This window comes from Ruegeria sp. C2 (assembly GCF_056537765.1).
Genome location: NZ_JBQFRZ010000001.1, coordinates 645,851 through 662,107 on the forward strand (window position 1 = coordinate 645,851; position 16,257 = coordinate 662,107).

The 16,257-nt window shown below is 55.2% G+C and carries 15 protein-coding genes and 1 tRNA gene; 7 read left to right on the forward strand and 9 right to left on the reverse strand.

The features are described 5' to 3' along the window. Window positions 1-35: 35 nt before the first annotated feature. The 6 genes from ACR0IV_RS03215 to ACR0IV_RS03240 all read left to right on the forward strand — a co-directional run bounded on the left by ACR0IV_RS03215 (window position 36) and on the right by ACR0IV_RS03240 (window position 6,405). Window positions 36-1,070: a cysteine synthase A gene (locus tag ACR0IV_RS03215; protein WP_480469998.1), complete on the forward strand. Its 1,035-nt coding sequence runs from the start codon at window positions 36-38 to the stop codon at window positions 1,068-1,070. After that, the gene (locus tag ACR0IV_RS03220) at window positions 1,070-3,505 is read left to right on the forward strand and encodes a DUF3772 domain-containing protein (RefSeq protein WP_480657894.1); all 2,436 of its coding nucleotides are present in this window, start codon (window positions 1,070-1,072) and stop codon (window positions 3,503-3,505) included. The genes ACR0IV_RS03215 and ACR0IV_RS03220 overlap by 1 nt, the downstream gene beginning before the upstream one ends. A 57-nt stretch (window positions 3,506-3,562) precedes the next feature. Next, window positions 3,563-3,652: transfer RNA gene (locus ACR0IV_RS03225), tRNA-Ser, on the forward strand. 390 nt (window positions 3,653-4,042) lie between these two features. After that, window positions 4,043-4,813, forward strand: coding sequence for a hypothetical protein (locus ACR0IV_RS03230; protein WP_480657893.1), 771 nt, complete (start codon window positions 4,043-4,045; stop codon window positions 4,811-4,813). A 168-nt stretch (window positions 4,814-4,981) separates the two neighbouring features. After that, on the forward strand, window positions 4,982-5,350 hold the full coding sequence (locus tag ACR0IV_RS03235; protein WP_480657891.1) for a group I truncated hemoglobin: 369 nt from the start codon (window positions 4,982-4,984) through the stop codon (window positions 5,348-5,350). Then, window positions 5,347-6,405: an adenylate/guanylate cyclase domain-containing protein gene (locus ACR0IV_RS03240; protein ID WP_480657889.1), complete on the forward strand. Its 1,059-nt coding sequence runs from the start codon at window positions 5,347-5,349 to the stop codon at window positions 6,403-6,405. The genes ACR0IV_RS03235 and ACR0IV_RS03240 overlap by 4 nt, the downstream gene beginning before the upstream one ends. 4 nt (window positions 6,406-6,409) lie before the next feature. Here ACR0IV_RS03240 and ACR0IV_RS03245 read toward each other — a convergent pair whose 3' ends face one another. The 9 genes from ACR0IV_RS03245 to guaA form a co-directional block, all read right to left on the reverse strand. Then, window positions 6,410-7,024, reverse strand: coding sequence for a TetR/AcrR family transcriptional regulator (locus ACR0IV_RS03245; RefSeq protein WP_480469993.1), 615 nt, complete (start codon window positions 7,022-7,024; stop codon window positions 6,410-6,412). Between the two features lie 59 nt (window positions 7,025-7,083). Then, a complete protein-coding gene (gene ppk2, locus ACR0IV_RS03250) occupies window positions 7,084-7,953 on the reverse strand; it encodes a polyphosphate kinase 2 (protein WP_480657888.1) in 870 nt (289 codons plus the stop codon). A gap of 49 nt (window positions 7,954-8,002) precedes the next feature. Continuing rightward, window positions 8,003-8,956 carry an alpha/beta fold hydrolase gene (locus tag ACR0IV_RS03255; protein WP_480657887.1) on the reverse strand — a complete coding sequence of 318 codons (954 nt, stop codon included), beginning with the start codon at window positions 8,954-8,956 and terminating at the stop codon, window positions 8,003-8,005. Next, window positions 8,946-9,863, reverse strand: coding sequence for a homoserine O-acetyltransferase MetA (gene metA / locus ACR0IV_RS03260; RefSeq protein ID WP_480657885.1), 918 nt, complete (start codon window positions 9,861-9,863; stop codon window positions 8,946-8,948). The genes ACR0IV_RS03255 and metA overlap by 11 nt, the downstream gene beginning before the upstream one ends. A gap of 38 nt (window positions 9,864-9,901) precedes the next feature. Then, window positions 9,902-10,774 carry an ATPase gene (locus ACR0IV_RS03265; RefSeq protein ID WP_480658567.1) on the reverse strand — a complete coding sequence of 291 codons (873 nt, stop codon included), beginning with the start codon at window positions 10,772-10,774 and terminating at the stop codon, window positions 9,902-9,904. 49 nt (window positions 10,775-10,823) lie between these two features. Further along, window positions 10,824-11,720, reverse strand: coding sequence for a DMT family transporter (locus tag ACR0IV_RS03270; protein WP_480657884.1), 897 nt, complete (start codon window positions 11,718-11,720; stop codon window positions 10,824-10,826). Between the two features lie 97 nt (window positions 11,721-11,817). Next, a complete protein-coding gene (locus ACR0IV_RS03275) occupies window positions 11,818-13,035 on the reverse strand; it encodes an OmpP1/FadL family transporter (RefSeq protein WP_480469988.1) in 1,218 nt (405 codons plus the stop codon). A gap of 118 nt (window positions 13,036-13,153) precedes the next feature. After that, the gene (locus ACR0IV_RS03280) at window positions 13,154-14,059 is read right to left on the reverse strand and encodes a DMT family transporter (protein ID WP_480657883.1); all 906 of its coding nucleotides are present in this window, start codon (window positions 14,057-14,059) and stop codon (window positions 13,154-13,156) included. A 95-nt stretch (window positions 14,060-14,154) separates the two neighbouring features. Continuing rightward, the gene (guaA, locus tag ACR0IV_RS03285) at window positions 14,155-15,714 is read right to left on the reverse strand and encodes a glutamine-hydrolyzing GMP synthase (protein WP_480657882.1); all 1,560 of its coding nucleotides are present in this window, start codon (window positions 15,712-15,714) and stop codon (window positions 14,155-14,157) included. A gap of 70 nt (window positions 15,715-15,784) precedes the next feature. Here guaA and ACR0IV_RS03290 point away from each other — a divergent pair, with 70 nt between their 5' ends. After that, complete coding sequence (locus ACR0IV_RS03290) at window positions 15,785-16,225, forward strand: GNAT family N-acetyltransferase (protein WP_480657880.1); 441 nt, start codon at window positions 15,785-15,787, stop codon at window positions 16,223-16,225. Window positions 16,226-16,257: the final 32 nt, after the last annotated feature.

Consider the following 16,257-nt stretch of genomic DNA (forward strand, 5'->3'; position numbering starts at 1 on the left):
AAATCTTCTGCAATACCAAATGACAAGAGGGTGCCATGCGCATTGCACGAGACCTTGCCGACGCGGTCGGTAAAACACCTTTGATCCGGCTGCGCCGCATCAGCGACGAAACTGGCTGCGAGATTTTGGGCAAGGCCGAATTCATGAACCCTGGCCAGTCGGTCAAGGATCGCGCGGCGCTATATATCATCCGCGACGCTATCGCGCGCGGTGATTTGAAACCGGGCGGCACAATTGTCGAAGGCACCGCTGGTAACACCGGTATTGGCCTTGCGCTGGTTGGGGCCTCGATGGGCTTTAAGACGGTGATCGTGATCCCCGAGACCCAGTCGGAAGAGAAAAAGGACATGCTGCGCCTGGCCGGGGCGCAGTTGGTGCAGGTACCTGCCGCACCCTATCGCAACCCCAACAACTTTGTGCACTATTCACGCCGCCTTGCCGAAGAGCTTGCCCAGACTGAGCCCAATGGCGCGATCTGGGCCAACCAGTTCGACAATGTGGCAAACCGGCAGGCGCATGTCGAAACCACTGGTCCCGAAATCTGGGAACAGACAGGTGGAAAGGTTGATGGTTTCATCTGTGCCGTTGGCTCGGGCGGGACCCTTGCGGGCGTCGCCGATGCGCTGCAGCCCAAGGGTGTCAAGATTGGTCTGGCTGATCCGATGGGGGCAGGGCTCTATTCCTATTACACAACCGGTGAGATCGCGATGGAGGGCGGCTCGATCGCAGAGGGCATCGGGCAGGTGCGGGTGACAAAGAACCTTGAGGGGTTCACCCCTGATCATTCCTACCAGATCACCGATAACGAAGCGCTGCCTTATATTTTCGATCTGCTGCGCGAAGAGGGGCTGGTCATGGGCGGTTCGACCGCGATCAATATGGCGGGCGCGGTTCGGTTGGCGAAGGAGTTGGGGCCGGGTCACACCATTGTCACCATCTTGTGCGACTATGGCACGCGTTATCAATCGAAACTGTTCAACCCTGAATTCCTGCGCGAAAAGGAACTGCCGGTTCCCGACTGGATGACCGAAGCGCCGCGCAGCATCCCCGGTGTATTCGAGGACGTGTGATGTTGCGACAGGTCCGCCTGTTTCTGATCCTCGCCGCCTTATGTCTAATTGGGCTGGGCGGCATGGCCTCGGCCCAGCTGACCGACCGGCAGAGCGAATATTATCAGGGATGGATCAGCACGGCGGACCGCGCAGAATCGGTGATCAGCGCCAATCGGGCGTCGAATGCTGCGCTCGAAAATCTGCGTTCGGAAATAAATGGTTACCGCGAAGACTTCAACAAGGCTCGTGGTGCCAATACCGATCGAATTCAGACACTGGAAAGCCAGCTCAAGGCTTTGGGTGATCCCCCAGCCGATGGTGAAACGGAACCTGAAGACATAGCAAAGCTGCGCGAGCATCTTGAAACGCAGCTCAATAGTCTTCGAGTCCCACGCATCATCTCGGAAGAAGCGTTCAGCCGGGCGAACGGCCTGATCAGTGAAATTGACCGTATCATCCGCGACCGGCAGGCAAAAGAGATGCTTGAGAGGGGACCATCTCCGGTCAACCCAGTTTATTGGGGGCCTGCATGGAATGATGTAAAAGAAGCCACCCGCAGCCTGGTCAACGAGACCACCAAGAATTTGAAGACTGACGTGGTGCGTGAACAGATACGCGAACGCAGTCTGGGCATTTTTGCGCTGCTCGTAGTCTCGGCGGTTTTGCTTCTGTATGGGCGGTACTGGTCCGAGAAAGGCGGTGCGTATCTGCGCTCGCTTGGGGGGCAAGGCAGCGGTGTCTGGACATTCGTTGTCTCACTCTTTCGCATTTTGTTGCCATGGCTTGGCGTCTGGGCACTGGTCGAAGCGGTAATGTTGACCGGTGTGCTGGGACTGCGTGGCATGCTGTTGTTCGACAACATACCGTACTGGGCCGCGATCATCTTCTATTTCGACTGGATCGGCAGACAGATCTATCTGATGGGCGCCGCGCAGGATTTTCAGCGTCTATCTCAAGGCAAAATCAGGGAAATTCGAGTTTATGTCGATCTTTTGGCTGTCATGCTCATACTGCACGAACTGGTGCAGTTGTTCGAGCAGATCGAGAACATCTCGGATGCGACACGGGCTGTAGTTGGATTCCCGGTCGTATTGGCGACGGCTCTGCTGTTGTTGCGGGTGCGCCAGATTCGTCAGACCGATGTGAGAAATGATGGATCCGAGCAAGACGCGCCTCGTCGCGCGGCGGGCTTCAGTCAACTGATTGAGTTTCTACGACGAGCTCTGTTCCTGTTGGGAGTTGCCACACCAGTTCTGGCGATTTTCGGCTACATAAACGCAGCCGAAGGGATCGTCTTTCCGGCGGTGAAGACTCTGGTCTTGATCGCGGCGCTGGTCATTGTTCAGCGGTTCTTCAGCATGGTTTATGGCTGGCTAACGGGGCAGGGTGAGGCCGCGCGTGATTCTTTGTTCTCGGTTCTGGTCGGGTTTGCATTGGCGATACTGGCGCTTCCCATTCTGGCCATCTACTGGGGCGCGCGCGAGACCGATCTATTGGAGGCCTGGTCGCGACTATTGCTGGGGTTCAATATCGGCGGCGTCACGATATCGCCCAGTAATTTTCTGGTCTTTGTCGCGGTGTTTGCCATTGGCTATACGCTGACCCGATTGCTGCAAGGCGGTCTGAGAAACTCGCTGCTGCCCAAGACCAAGATTGACCCCGGCGGTCAGAACGCAATCGTTTCTGGCACCGGTTATGTCGGTATCTTCCTGGCCGCACTGATTGCGATCATTGTCGCGGGCTTTGATCTTTCCTCGCTTGCGATTGTCGCAGGGGCCTTGTCGGTTGGTATTGGTTTCGGGCTTCAAACCATTGTTTCGAACTTTGTGTCAGGCATCATCCTGCTGGTTGAACGCCCGATCTCGAAGGGTGACTGGATCGATGTGAACGGGATGATGGGGTATGTCCGCGATATCTCGGTCCGTTCAACACGGATTGAAACCTTTGATCGGACGGATGTGATCGTTCCGAACTCGGATCTGATCAGCGGCGTGGTCACCAACTACACGCGCGGAAATACGATTGGTCGGGTGATCGTGCCTGTGGGCGTGGCCTATGGGACAGATACCCGCAAGGTCGAAACTATTCTGGGTGAGATTGCGAATTCTCACCCGATGGTTCTGGCGAACCCCGCGCCCAGTGTTGTTTTCCAGGGATTCGGAGCGGATTCTCTGGATTTTGAGATCCGTGCGATTCTGCGCGACGTGAACTGGGTTCTGTCGGTCAAATCCGATATGAACCACGAGATCAACCGCCGCTTTGTCGAAGAAGGAATCGAGATTCCATTCGCCCAACGAGATGTATGGCTGCGCAATGCCGAAGTCTTGCGTGATGACAACGCACGATCGTCAGAGGCGGAAGCAATGACGCAGGAAAAGCCCGCAGATCACCGCAAGGGTCCTGCTGGTCTGACTGAAACCGATCTGGATTCGCCGGACGGAGAAGAGCTGTAATTCGACTGCAATCGGGCCTTGCAAATCTGGTTTCGATGGTCCAAATATCGCCGGCACGGAGAGGTGGCCGAGTGGTCGAAGGCGCACGCCTGGAAAGTGTGTAGGCGGGAAACCGTCTCCAGGGTTCGAATCCCTGTCTCTCCGCCATATTCCACAGCCGCTGCCGATAATTTGTCGAGGTCAAACAATGCAATGTGCATTCGTGATCGCGAGACTATTTTGCCTCGTCCACGTTGCGAATTTTAGACGAACACCTGCCATATTTTGGTAAAAAGAAAGAGCGAGTATCCGATAGACGAACGAGATTGACTCGAAATCATCGCCGAACTGGTGTTTTGTTTTCGGGCGGATGTTGAAGACTGATATCAGTAAAAGTGAGGTTGGAGCGTAATGTATAGAACTGCTTTGAGTTTAGTGGGTTTGTTTTTGTGTATGGGTGTTTCACAACCTGCATGGTCCTCAGATTATCCTCCGCGTCAGGCCAATCCGGTAAATGTAAAACAAATACATAGCGGGCATAGCCTTTCGGATACTTACATGGTTTATCCTTGGCCCGGACTGCTCATACTCGCGACAAGCGCGCTGCGCGGCACTCAACCTTACGACAACATTGCAAAATCAACTACTCCCGGCGCTGGACTGAAATGGCGTTGGCATAATCCAGTAGAGCATGGGGCGCCTGACGCGCGTCAAGATATTGGCAGGTTTGAGCTTCTCGTTACGACGGAAGGCGTTCCTTTGTACCCCGACCCTCAAGCATTCAAAGTAGATACACTCGATTACGTCGAGAAATGGGTCAAACACGCTTGGCAGAACGGTAATCATGGGAAGGGTGCCGAAGTCATGCTTTATAGCACTTGGGTGTGGTGGCAGAATCCCGGAGATGTACGACCCGACGGCGAAGGCCATATACCGTTTCGAGAACGCCTGGATATCGAGGGAGCTCGTTGGGAGCAGATGCAAGATCATGCCAATGCGGTTCGGCCGGAGGGCATGCCTTTGATTTACATGATACCGGGCCACAAGTTGATGATGCGCATCTACGATGACATCGAGGCGGGAAAGGCTCCGGGCCTCAGCAGCATCGGTGATATCTTTGAGGACGACATTCATGTCAACAAATTGGGCAGATACGCAGTAACTTGTCTGGTCTGGGCAGTCGTTTATCAGAGAAACCCGCGCGAGATACCAAACACCTTCATCCACGGTGACAATCAGAAACTTGTAATTCCTTATGAGCAGGCAAACTACTTCAAGAAGGTCGCTCTTGAGGTTGCTCAGGACTATGATCGTGCTGGGGTGCCGTGACGCCTGCGTGTTTTCTTTCGTACAATCGACGATCAGAATTTGCCGCAGAATATATGTTGGCGATATTTTCAACACGCTATCGTCAGCCTTGGTTCAAAAAAGTTAACAAAACTGTCAGTTTGATATAACCTTCTAGTGTTATTGCCACTAATCATTCGGTTTTGTGTTGTGAGTCAGACGATCTATGAAAAGTATGGTGGCTTCAAAACCATCAGCCGCATTGTGATGTCATTCTACGAGATGGCGTTGGAATCCGATGAAATCGGGGACTATTTCGATGATATCGACATGCCGCGTCTGATTGATCATCAGACAAAATTTGTTTCATCGTTGGTCGGAGGTCCGGCTTCGTTTAGCGATGACCGGATAGAAGCGGTTCATCGGCATCTGAAGATCACGCACTCGGATTTCGATGAAATGGCTGCGCTGTTTAGCGAAGCGTTGGCGATGCACGGTATGTCAGAGCCAGACATAAACGTCGCGCTGGACGCGATTGAGAGCAAGCGGTCAATTATCGTAGCCCGGAACGCTGCATGAGCATTCTCGCCATCAACGAGCATTTGTTGCGTGCGATTGGTGTCGGTGTCGCGGTGCTGCGCGCATCGGATTTGACCTTTGTGTTCCATAACGGGCCGTTTGCCGAATGGTTCGGAACGCCGGAGGAAGGGCAGACCTTATTGGATATTTTGCCCCGCCTGGACCGGAAAGAGCTTGAGGACGTAAAGCAATCCGGCCTGCGCTATTCAGTGGAACTGCAGATTAAGCCCAAGCGCCGGACGCTGATCTTTGCCACGACGGTCTCTCTCGCCAATGGTTTGGATGAACAGGTTCTGGTGGTTGAGTGCCAGAACATCACCCGAATCCGCGAACTGGAAAGCATGATCGACAGCTATTCGACAATGGTCGAGCGGAACACGCGTGAGCTGGAGCGTGAGAAAGAGCGCGTTGAACGGTTGCTGCTGAACCTTATGCCGAAAGCGGTCTATGAAGAATTCAAGACCTTCGGCGTTGTTACCCCTCAATTGTTTGATCAAGTATCGGTGGTGATGCTCGATTTCGTGGGTTTCACTGATTTTGCGGCCAAGACTGATCCAACGGTCACGCTCAGCGAGTTGAACGATATTTTCACAGCCTTCGATCGCATCGTCGAACAGTTTGGCTGTGAGCGGATCAAAACCATCGGTGATGCTTATCTGGCCGTTTCCGGAATGCCGGATGAGACCCCGGACCATGCGACCGCAGTCGCTCATTGCGCGGTTCGGTTCCTACGGTATCTTGAGCGTCGCAATGAAAGCCATCCGCATAAATGGCAGGCTCGGATCGGGTTGGGGATGGGGCCTGCTGTGGGCTCGGTCGTAGGGATTCAGAAATACGTCTATGATGTTTTCGGCCCGGCGGTGAATATTGCGTCTCGTCTGCAGGTCTTTGCCAATCCGATGCGGATCGTAGCGCCTGAAGAGATGAAATACGCGCTGATCGATGAATTCCAGATCACTGATATCGGGCCGGTCGATATCAAGGGTATGGGGCATATGGATCTGATCAACGTTACATCACGCCTGAACACGCCTAAGCCCAGCCGGGTGTTCTGACGCTTTAGTCGTCCTGATCCACCAGCCCCAAACCGCGCAGATAGATGCCGATTCCGGTCTCCAGAAGGTCCTCGGGCGGAAACGGAGAGCTTGCGCCAGTATTGCGCGCGAAAAGTTCAACCACTCCATGGCTCATCGCCCAGATATGCGCGCTGAACATCGACGCAGGCGGGCGCTTTTCGGGTGGTATATGCTGCGAAAGATCGCTTGCTGCCTTTTCGAGCACGCTTTTCGCCCGGTTGGCTGCAAGGGCGAGCTCTGGCGTTCGATTGACTGAAATTCCACTTTCAAACATAGCAATGTAATGCCCCGGGTGCTTGCGGGCAAAGGCCAGATAAGCGCGGCCCGTTGCCTCAAATGCGGCCAGTGCCGAGGGTTGCCCTTTATCATAGGCGAACTGCATCAGGTCCGCGAACATCTCGAACCCTTGTCGGGCGGCCTCGGCGATCAGGTCCTCGCGCCCTTCATAGTGCCGATAAACGGCAGCTGGTGTGACGCCGGCAGTCTTGGCAGCCTCAGAGAGGGTGAAACCGGTTGGGCCTTTCTGCTCGATCAGCGACAAGGCCGCTTCGATCAGTGCTTGTTTCAGGTTCCCGTGGTGATATCCGCGTTTTGTCATCCCGGCCTCAGGCGCGTTTTTTCTTATATATGTATGGGCTGTGCCCGGAACCAGCGCGTTCAAGCATCCCAGATGTCCGGGCCGCCACTAATCTTGTCATCTGGAATGCCAACCACTTCTGGGTCTTTTCCATCATACTCCAGAGCGCTTAGCACAGTGCGAATAGCCGCCAGTCGCGCACGTTTCTTGTCATCTGATCGGATGATCGTCCAAGGACAGTCGTCGGAATGACTGCGCGTGAGCGTCTCTGAAATCGACTGGCTGTATTCATCCCATTTGCTTATCCCGGCCACGTCAATCGGACTGAGCTTCCATTGTTTCAGCGGGTCAGTCTCGCGGGCGAGGAACCGGTTCAACTGCTCAGCGCGCCCGACATTCAGCCAGAACTTGAACATGTGAATGCCGTCATTTCGGAACCCGTTCTCCAATGGAATAACCTGGCGAAAAAACCTCTCACGTTCGTCTGTGGTGCAAAAGCCGAAAACGTTTTCAACGACACCCCGGTTGTACCAGCTTCGATCGAAGAACACGATTTCACCCGCTGAGGGTAGGTGAGAGATATAACGTTGAAAATACCACTGACTGCGCTCCGCATCCGAAGGCTTGCTGAGCGCCACGTTGCGCGCTCCGCGTGGATTAAGGTTTTTCCGGAACCGTTTGATTGTCCCGCCTTTTCCTGCAGCATCCCGGCCTTCAAACAGGATTGCAACCCGCTGATTCGTCGCTTTGACCCAAGATTGCATCTTTACCAGTTCGATCTGAAGCGCATCCATCTGTTCATCGTAATCCTTCCCCTTCATCTTGTCGGAATATGGGTAGGACGGGTTCAGGATGTCGCCTTTCCCGGAGTATTCGATGGCGGCTCGAACCTCTTTCGGCGCTTCATTTCGGAAGTAACTTTCGATAGCGCCTTGATCTGTTCGGGTCATGTGCAGCCTCGCCATAAAATCCATATCTTACTATGGATTACGGATCGCCCTAACGCAAACCCGCGCGTTCGGCAGCGCGGTCAATGGCGGCTGCGACTTCGGGGGCGGCAACGACTTGTGGCATGTGGCCGATTCCGTCCAGTTCGATAAGTTCGGCGCCTGGGATTTGTTCGATCAGACGCTCGGAATGCCAGCTTAGACCAACGGTATCATCCGCGGTGCCGTGGACGATTTCCGTCGGAACCGATATTTCGCCATAACGCGGTTGAAGCTCGGTCACTTCATCCAACAGGTTTGCACGCTGTTTCGCGTTTGCGTGCATTGACGCGCGGCGCATCGTCAAGCCTGGACCGAAATGCTCGGCATAGCCCTCCGGAGCCTTCTGGGGTGCAAAAACCTTATCCAAAGCCTTGGTGACATACCAATCTGGCACATAGGCGGAAATCAAGGGCAGAGCCAGCGCATTCCCGACCGAAGTCGCGCCAATGGTGTTGAAAGCGTCAAGCGGGGTCTCCCATGGGATGGCGGCCGGGGCGATCAGGACGAGTGCGGAGATGCTTTCTGGCCGAGTCACAGCCCATGCCAGAGAAACCGATCCGCCATAACTTTGTCCGGCAACAATGGGTTTTTCTGCGCCAAGCTGTGCTGCGGCGCGTTGCAATATTTCTGCTTGCTCTACAATTGTTTCGCCGCTGGGATTAAAGCTATCGGAATACCCAAGGCCAGGTCTGTCAAAGACGATGACGCGATAATTCTCTGCCAGAATCGGGGCCAGTGCAAAGGTCATATCTCGTGTATTGCCGCTGGAGCCGTGTATCAACACGACGTCCGGGCCTTCGCCCATGACCACGGCATGCACCGCAACCCCGTCAACTTCGACGATTTGCCCTTCTGGTGGAAACGAGGCTTCGGCCCGCGCTTCCCGTTGGGCGCCGCGCCAAGCAGTCGCTGCTGCAAGACCTGCGGCCACGACACAAAGGGATATGAGAAGTTTACTGGCCAATTTTGGTCAGATCGAACGGGGTTGTCTGGTAGATGGAGTTGATCCAGTTGCCATACAGCAGATGCGCGTGACTGCGCCATCGGTTCTGCGGATCCTGGCTTGGATCGTCATCGGGATAATAGTTGATCGGTACGTTGATCGGCGTGCCGTTGGCCACGTCACGATCATATTCCTGCTTGAGTGTGTCGCTGTCATACTCAAAATGATTGAAGATATAGAGCGCGCGATGTTCGGGGTCTTCGACCAGGCAAGGGCCTACGTCGTCGCTTCCCAGTAGGGTGGTCAGACCCTGCGCTGCATCGATCTCATCCTGTCGCATCTCGGTCCAGCGGCTGACAGGAATGACGCAATCGTCGGAAAATCCACGCAGATATGGTGATGCGGATGCAAGGTTCCGGTGACGGAAGCAACCAAAGGCCTTGGCATCCAGCATGTGTTTCTTAACGCCGTGGAAATGGTTGATCATCGCCATTCCGCCCCAGCAGACGCCAAAGGTCGAATGCACGTTGGTCTGAGACCAATCGAAGACTTCGCACATCTCTTCCCAATAGGTGACATCGGGAAATTCCAGATGCTCGATCGGAGCGCCGGTGATGATCAGGCCGTCGAACTTCTGATCCTTCACCTCCTGAAAGGGGTGATAGAACTCGGCCATATGCGCGGCCGCGGTATTCTTGGTCTTATGCTCGGTCATGCGGATCAAAGACAGTTCGATCTGCAAGGGGGTCGCACCGATCAGACGCGCAAATTGATTTTCCGTCTGAATCTTCTTGGGCATCAGGTTCAACAGACCAATACGCAATGGGCGTATATCCTGACGTGCTGCCTGATCCTCGGCCATGACCATGACGCCCTCATTGGTCAGGACGTCAAAGGCGGGCAGGTCTGAGGGTATTTTGATAGGCATATGGTCACGCTGCTGAAACTGCGAAAGAAGTCTGGAACTTAGGTGGGGTTGGCGCGGGTCTCAAGAGTGCGCTCGATCAACTCATCGAAATCACCGCTGTCGCGCACCTTGGCGATGTCGTCGGCTTCGATTGTGACGCCCCAGTTGCGCGCCATGGCCGCATATCGCGGCTGCCGATGGGCCAAAGCTTGGGCATAGGTCCAGCGGATGAAGGCGTCTGGATCGACCTCATCCCCGGAACAATCGTTGAGGGCCAAATACTCGGCCCAGACGCGAGCCAGAAACTCGGCCTGATAGGACATAGGTTTAGGGGCTTTGTCAAAGCGGCGGATCAGCTCTTCGGTATGCGCGTCGTCGCCCTTGATCCAGATCATCAGAGTCTGGTTGGAGAGTTCGCTGAGGATCTGATCATTGGGATCGTCGGGTTCGACCCATTCGCAGATCGAGCCTCCGGTATCGCAGATGAAATGCGGATAATGGTAAAGGCGTTTGGCGCGTTCGATGAAATACTTGGTGTCCAGCAGGGCGTGAATCTCGGCCAGCCGGAATTGCTCCTGTCGCTGCTGATATTCAGAGATTTCGAGGCCACCCAGTTCCGAGTTGCCGGGTTTGCCCAGATAGGTCGATACCGGCGTCAGGTTTTCAAAGCTGATATTCGATCCGATATAGATCGAGTCCGACAACAGCAGTTCACGAAGAAATGGAACCTTCATCGCCTCGGCTTTGGCATTGTCGGTGATGTATTCGCCCATGTAACGGGTGCCGATGCGGTAATCGATGGAATAGTGGAACCAGTCCCCGGCTTCACGCAGAGTGTTCGAGACATAGGATTTGCCCAGTCCGGACATGCCGAAGAACAGTACTTTTTTCCGTTCGGCCTCGCGCCAGTCTTTTGCCGAGCTATAGATCATCATCCGCCGTCCCTTGTTTTGCATTAGCTAAATCGGGCGGTTGGCGGCGTCAATCGCGTCTGCGGGATTGGCTGAGGATTAGCAGCCCTAGTGCCAAGATAGCGAAACCAACGAAGGCGCGCGGGGGCAGAGCTTCGTCCCTGACCAGAGCGCCAAGCAAGATTGAGACCGGGGGGATGATCAAGGTTACCAGCAATACATTGCCGCTGCCCCCTTGTTGGAGCACGCGATAGTAGAGCAGATAGGCACCCGCCGTAGCCACCAATGCGTAATATGCGATGGCGATCCATGTCACCGCGGGGAGCGCAAGGGTAGGGGCACCGTCTACCATTAGCGTGACCGGCAGCATGATGAGGGTCGAGGTCGTCAGCATTCCCGCGGCAGCGATCTGCGGAGAGAGATCGCCCAGTTGCTTGCGGGCCCAGACTGCGGCCAGGGCGTAGGAAAGTGTGCCGAACAAAATGGCCAGTTGCCCAAGATTGCCCAGATTGAAGGTATGAAACTGGTTGAGGCCGATTGTAATTGAAACGCCCAGAAAACCCAGCACGACCCCCAGCAAGCGTGTCTTGCTCAGGCGTTCATCACGAAAGAATAGGGCGGCAAGCAGAACACCAAAGACGGCTGTCGTGGCGTTCAGAATTGAGGTCAGCCCGACTTCGACATGAAGCTGGCCCCAGGCCATAAGAGAGAAGGGCAACACATTGTTCAGAACTCCCATCACCAGAAATGCGCCCCAGATGCGTGGATCGCGGGGAATGGTCTGCTTTTGCAGCCAGATGACGATCCAAAGCGCAAGAGAAGCCCAGAAGACACGATGAAATACGGACGTTACGAATGGGATCGTATCTAATGCGATGCGGATCGACAGAAAGGATCCGCCCCAGATTACTCCGAGTAGGATCAGTTCGGCCCATGCGCGAGGAGAGAGTGATTTCTGAACAGCCATGGCCTGTTCTGGCATCTCTCTGACAAGTGATCGACCCGAAACATGCGAAAAAGCCCCGCCGATTGGGCGGGGCTTTGCAGTTGGTTTTCTGGCTATATCAGTCCAGAGAATATGTGATCTGGAACCCGACGCTCCAGGCGCTGTTGCCGGTAAAGGTGGCGCGGTTGTCCGGGCCGGTTCCATTTGCGGTCGCATCACCGATATCCGTATAGCGTACACCGCCCGAAAGTTGAGCTTTCTCAAAGGAGTAGGTGCCGCCTAGGCCGATGCTCCAGAACCCGTCTGTTGGGCCTAGATTCGAAACCGAGTTACCTTGCGAGCTTTCGTAGCCCAAGGTCACTGCGCCCGAGAACTGTTCAGAGAACTGGTAGCCAAGGCCGAGCGAGTAGGTCCACGTGGCTTCTTCATAATCGACCAGATTAATCCCGGTCAGACCTTCGTAAACCGGCGGAGCATAAACTGTCTGCGGCCAGTCAACCCAGCGAACCGACCCGAACAGCAGTGTCTTTGGTGCGACGCCCGTCTGAAAGTCGAGGTTGACGGATTGCGGGGTTACGACTTCGGTTGTCGAGTCGGCGCTTGTACGACCTATCGTCGGAATTCCGGGAGGAATGAATCCGTTGATGAAATCGTTCGCTTCGGTTTGCGACAGATCGTGTGTGATCTTCGAGTTATAGGTCAAGGCTACACGGGCTGCTATGTCAGGTCGTTCCCAAGCGACGCCGACAACATATCCAAAGTCGATTTCATCGTCGGTTTCGACGCGGTATCCGCCTTGCGGCGGCGTGGTGCCTGCGCCCGCGATCGGTACCGAAACGCTTGCTTTCAAGCGCTGCGCCCGAACGCCACCGATTACGCTGAATCCGCTATCCAACTTGTACCGCAGTAGCGCGGTGACAGCATCTGTGTCTGCCTTCGCTCGCAGCACGTCTGTGCTTCCTCCAGGAAAGCCGGACAGCACGTTCTGAGACAGCGGATAATCTGCTGAGTAGTCGATATCGGCGCCAAAAGGTTGGTCGTAGACCAGAGCGAAGTCGAGTCTTTCAGTCAGAGATGTCTTATAGGCAAGATGCGGTGTAAAGAAGTCGTTTGCGACATTACCAGAATCGATGGTTTCGCCGAATGTCGGGCTGCCGGTAATCCGGTCCTCCATCGAGCCACTTACGCTTGGGTTGGTGTAACCAAGTCGGAATTGGGCGACGGACCCTTCCTCGAACAAAATGTTGACACCCTGACCGCTTCGGTCAAGACCGCCCGCTTGCACAGCTGTGGCCCCGACACACAGCGCACACGCCTTGAACAGCGCTTTTTTCATTTATTCCTCCCTAACTCTGTCCATTTGCCTGTTATGTGCACCCTCACATGCACACCCGGCTTCGTTACCGGGTGTTACTGTCTTAATACTTAAAACAAGGTCAACCGGTGACGGAGCGTTAGTCTGCGTCGGCACGGTGAGCGTGTGTTGCCAAATTGGCACGATTCTCGGACCAAACATTCAGGAAGATGCCTGAGAAAATCACCACAGCACCCAGCAGCGTCCACTGATCCAGCGGCTCCTGATAGAGGATCATACCTATAATCGCAATGGTCGGGAGGCGGGCAAAATCGAATGGCACGACGACCGTCGCCGGAGCGATCGCCAATGCATTGGTGATGCAGTAATGCGCCAGCAATCCCGCCAACCCGATCAGCAGCAGATAAGGGGCGGTGTTGAACGAGGGCAGCGCAATGTCACCGTCAAACCCCGAGGCGATGAGGCCAAGCGCCGCCTGCATGACTGTCAGCCAGAACATGATGCAGCCGATGCTGGCAATGCGCGTCAGGGATTTGGTCGAGATGTTGGTTAGGGCAAAGAAGATTGCAGACAGGGCGGCTGCAATAACGCCCGGGCTGATCGAGGTCACGCCCGGTCGTGCCACGATGAGGATGCCTGCAAACCCTATGAACGCTGCTGTCACACGCGTGGCAGTCAGGCGTTCTCCCAAAAACAACGGGGACAGCAGGATGACCCAGATCGGGTTTGTGAATTCAAGGGCGAAGACCTGCGCCAAGGGGATGACAGCGACGGCGTAGAACCAAAGGTTCTGTCCAATAAAATGCAGCAGGTTTCGTGCGCCATGTAGCCCCAGACGTTTGGTTGTGACCTGATGCCACTTGCGTGTCACGCTCAGTACCAGCGCAACTACGCAGATACCGACGAGACTGCGGTAGAACATGATCTCGAACGTATCGTGCACCACGCTTAGTTCTCGGCCTGCCACAGCCATGGAGGAAAACGAGGCAATCGCCCCGGTCATCCAGAGCGCGGCTTTGCCGATCTGCGTTTTGCTCTCATCCATCGTTTAAGCGCCGTTTCGGGGTATAACACGCTGACTAAAGGGCGTTTTGTCCGGGATTGCAAAATAAAAAGCCGGGCTGTGACCCGGCTTTTCGTTCATTCCCACTCGATGGTTCCCGGTGGTTTAGAGGTAATGTCATAAGTGCATCGATTGATGCCCTTGACTTCGTTGATGATGCGCGTTGCAGTCTCACCGAGGAATTCGTGGCTGAACGGGTAGTAATCCGCCGTCATGCCATCAACCGAAGTCACCGCGCGCAGGGCGCAGGCATAATCATAGGTGCGGCCATCTCCCATGACGCCGACGGTGCGAACCGGAAGGATGGCGACGAAGGCCTGCCAGATTTCGTCGTAAAGGCCGTGCTTGCGAATCTGATCGATGTAAATCGCATCCGCCTCACGCAGAATCTCCAGCTTTTCGCGAGTGATTTCGCCGGGGCAGCGGATCGCCAGGCCGGGGCCGGGGAACGGGTGGCGGCCAATAAAGCTCTGCGGCAGGCCCAGTTCGCGACCCAGGGCGCGCACCTCATCCTTGAACAGCTCGCGCAGGGGTTCGACCAGCTTCAGGCCCATTTTCTCGGGCAGTCCGCCCACATTGTGGTGAGACTTGATGGTCACCGAAGGGCCACCCGAGAACGAGACTGACTCGATCACATCGGGGTAAAGAGTGCCTTGCGCCAGAAACTCGGCGCCTTCGATGGTGTCGGCATGTTTCTGGAACACGTCGATGAACAGTTTGCCGATGATCTTGCGTTTGGTCTCGGGGTCGCTTTGCCCGTCCAGTTCGCCGAGGAACAGCTCACTTTCATCCGCGTGAATCAGCTGAATGTTGTAATTGTCGCGGAACATTCCAACGACTTCGGAAGCCTCGTTTTTACGTAGCAGGCCGTGGTCAACAAACACGCATGTCAGCTGATCGCCGATCGCTTCGTGAATCAGGATGGCCGCGACGGAGCTATCGACACCACCCGAAAGGCCACAAATGACCTTTTTGTCCCCGACCTGTTCGCGGATCTTGCGTATCATCTCTTCACGATAGGCACCCATGGTCCAGTCGCCGTTGAATCCGGCGAGCTTGACGAAGTTCTCATAGAGCTTTGCACCTTTGGGTGTGTGATGCACCTCAGGGTGGAACTGCACGGCATAGAAATGACGATCGGGATCAGCCGTGATCGCAAAGGGTGCGTTCGGTGAGGTGCCGAACACCTCAAAACCCGGAGCGATTTCGCTTACATGATCGCCGTGGCTCATCCAGACCTGCTCATCACCGTCTGCGAACCAGCCATCGAGGATGTCCAGCGTACTGTTTGGGGTCACGAAGGCGCGGCCAAACTCGGCGGTGCCGTGCCCGCTTTCAACCTTGCCGCCCAGTTGATGCATCATCACCTGCTGACCATAGCAGATGCCCAGGATCGGCACGCCATAATCAAAGATCTCTTGCGGTGCGCGCGGAGAACCCTCTCGGGTGACGCTGTCCGGGCCGCCCGAGAAGATCACGGCCTTAGGGGCCATTTCTCGGACAAAGTCCATCGTGACGCTTTGATAAGGGTGGATTTCGCAATAGACGTTCAGCTCGCGCAGGCGGCGGGCGATCAGCTGTGTCACCTGGCTGCCGAAGTCGATGATCAGAAGGCGGTCGTGGGTGTCTTGGGTCATGACTGGCTATTAGGTCGCAAGCCTTGCTTGTGCAAGCGCAATGACGTCAATTGAGTGAGGAGGTTGAAAGTTGACGATCCTGAAGCTCAGAACAGCAGCACAAAGCGATGCTAAAGCGATACAGGCATGTATCACCAGCGCTTATGCAGAAGCGGCGCGCGAGATCGATGACCTGCCGGATGTTGCGGCTGGGGTCTCGGAAGAGATCGCAAATCATCAAGTTCTGATCGCGGAAGAGAGCGGGCAGCTTTGGGGTGTCATTGTTTTTGATCAACAAGCCGATGCCATGATGATCTTCAATCTCGCCGTCTCACCAAAGGCGCAGGGCCGAGGTGTGGCGAGCAGATTACTTGCTGCCGCAGAATCCGATGCCGCACAGGCCGGGCTGCCAATTCTGCGTCTACGGACCCATCGATTGATGCACGCCACCCGAGCAATGTATGCGCATCTGGGTTGGCACGAGGCCGAAATCTCCGGCAACTCGGTCGTCATGCAGAAAAACGTGACGTAGCGCCCGAACACAGGAGATTTATCGCAGGGCGT

Coding starts and splice junctions, on each gene's coding strand:
- ACR0IV_RS03215 (WP_480469998.1), top strand. CDS start 36: ATGCGCATTGCACGAGACCTTGCCGACGCGGTCGGTAAAACACCTTTG.
- ACR0IV_RS03220 (WP_480657894.1), top strand. CDS start 1,070: ATGTTGCGACAGGTCCGCCTGTTTCTGATCCTCGCCGCCTTATGTCTA.
- ACR0IV_RS03230 (WP_480657893.1), top strand. CDS start 4,043: ATGGTTTATCCTTGGCCCGGACTGCTCATACTCGCGACAAGCGCGCTG.
- ACR0IV_RS03240 (WP_480657889.1), top strand. CDS start 5,347: ATGAGCATTCTCGCCATCAACGAGCATTTGTTGCGTGCGATTGGTGTC.
- ACR0IV_RS03245 (WP_480469993.1), bottom strand. CDS start 7,024: ATGACAAAACGCGGATATCACCACGGGAACCTGAAACAAGCACTGATC.
- ppk2 (WP_480657888.1), bottom strand. CDS start 7,953: ATGACCCGAACAGATCAAGGCGCTATCGAAAGTTACTTCCGAAATGAA.
- metA (WP_480657885.1), bottom strand. CDS start 9,863: ATGCCTATCAAAATACCCTCAGACCTGCCCGCCTTTGACGTCCTGACC.
- ACR0IV_RS03265 (WP_480658567.1), bottom strand. CDS start 10,774: ATGATCTATAGCTCGGCAAAAGACTGGCGCGAGGCCGAACGGAAAAAA.
- ACR0IV_RS03270 (WP_480657884.1), bottom strand. CDS start 11,720: ATGGCTGTTCAGAAATCACTCTCTCCTCGCGCATGGGCCGAACTGATC.
- ACR0IV_RS03275 (WP_480469988.1), bottom strand. CDS start 13,035: ATGAAAAAAGCGCTGTTCAAGGCGTGTGCGCTGTGTGTCGGGGCCACA.
- ACR0IV_RS03280 (WP_480657883.1), bottom strand. CDS start 14,059: ATGGATGAGAGCAAAACGCAGATCGGCAAAGCCGCGCTCTGGATGACC.
- guaA (WP_480657882.1), bottom strand. CDS start 15,714: ATGACCCAAGACACCCACGACCGCCTTCTGATCATCGACTTCGGCAGC.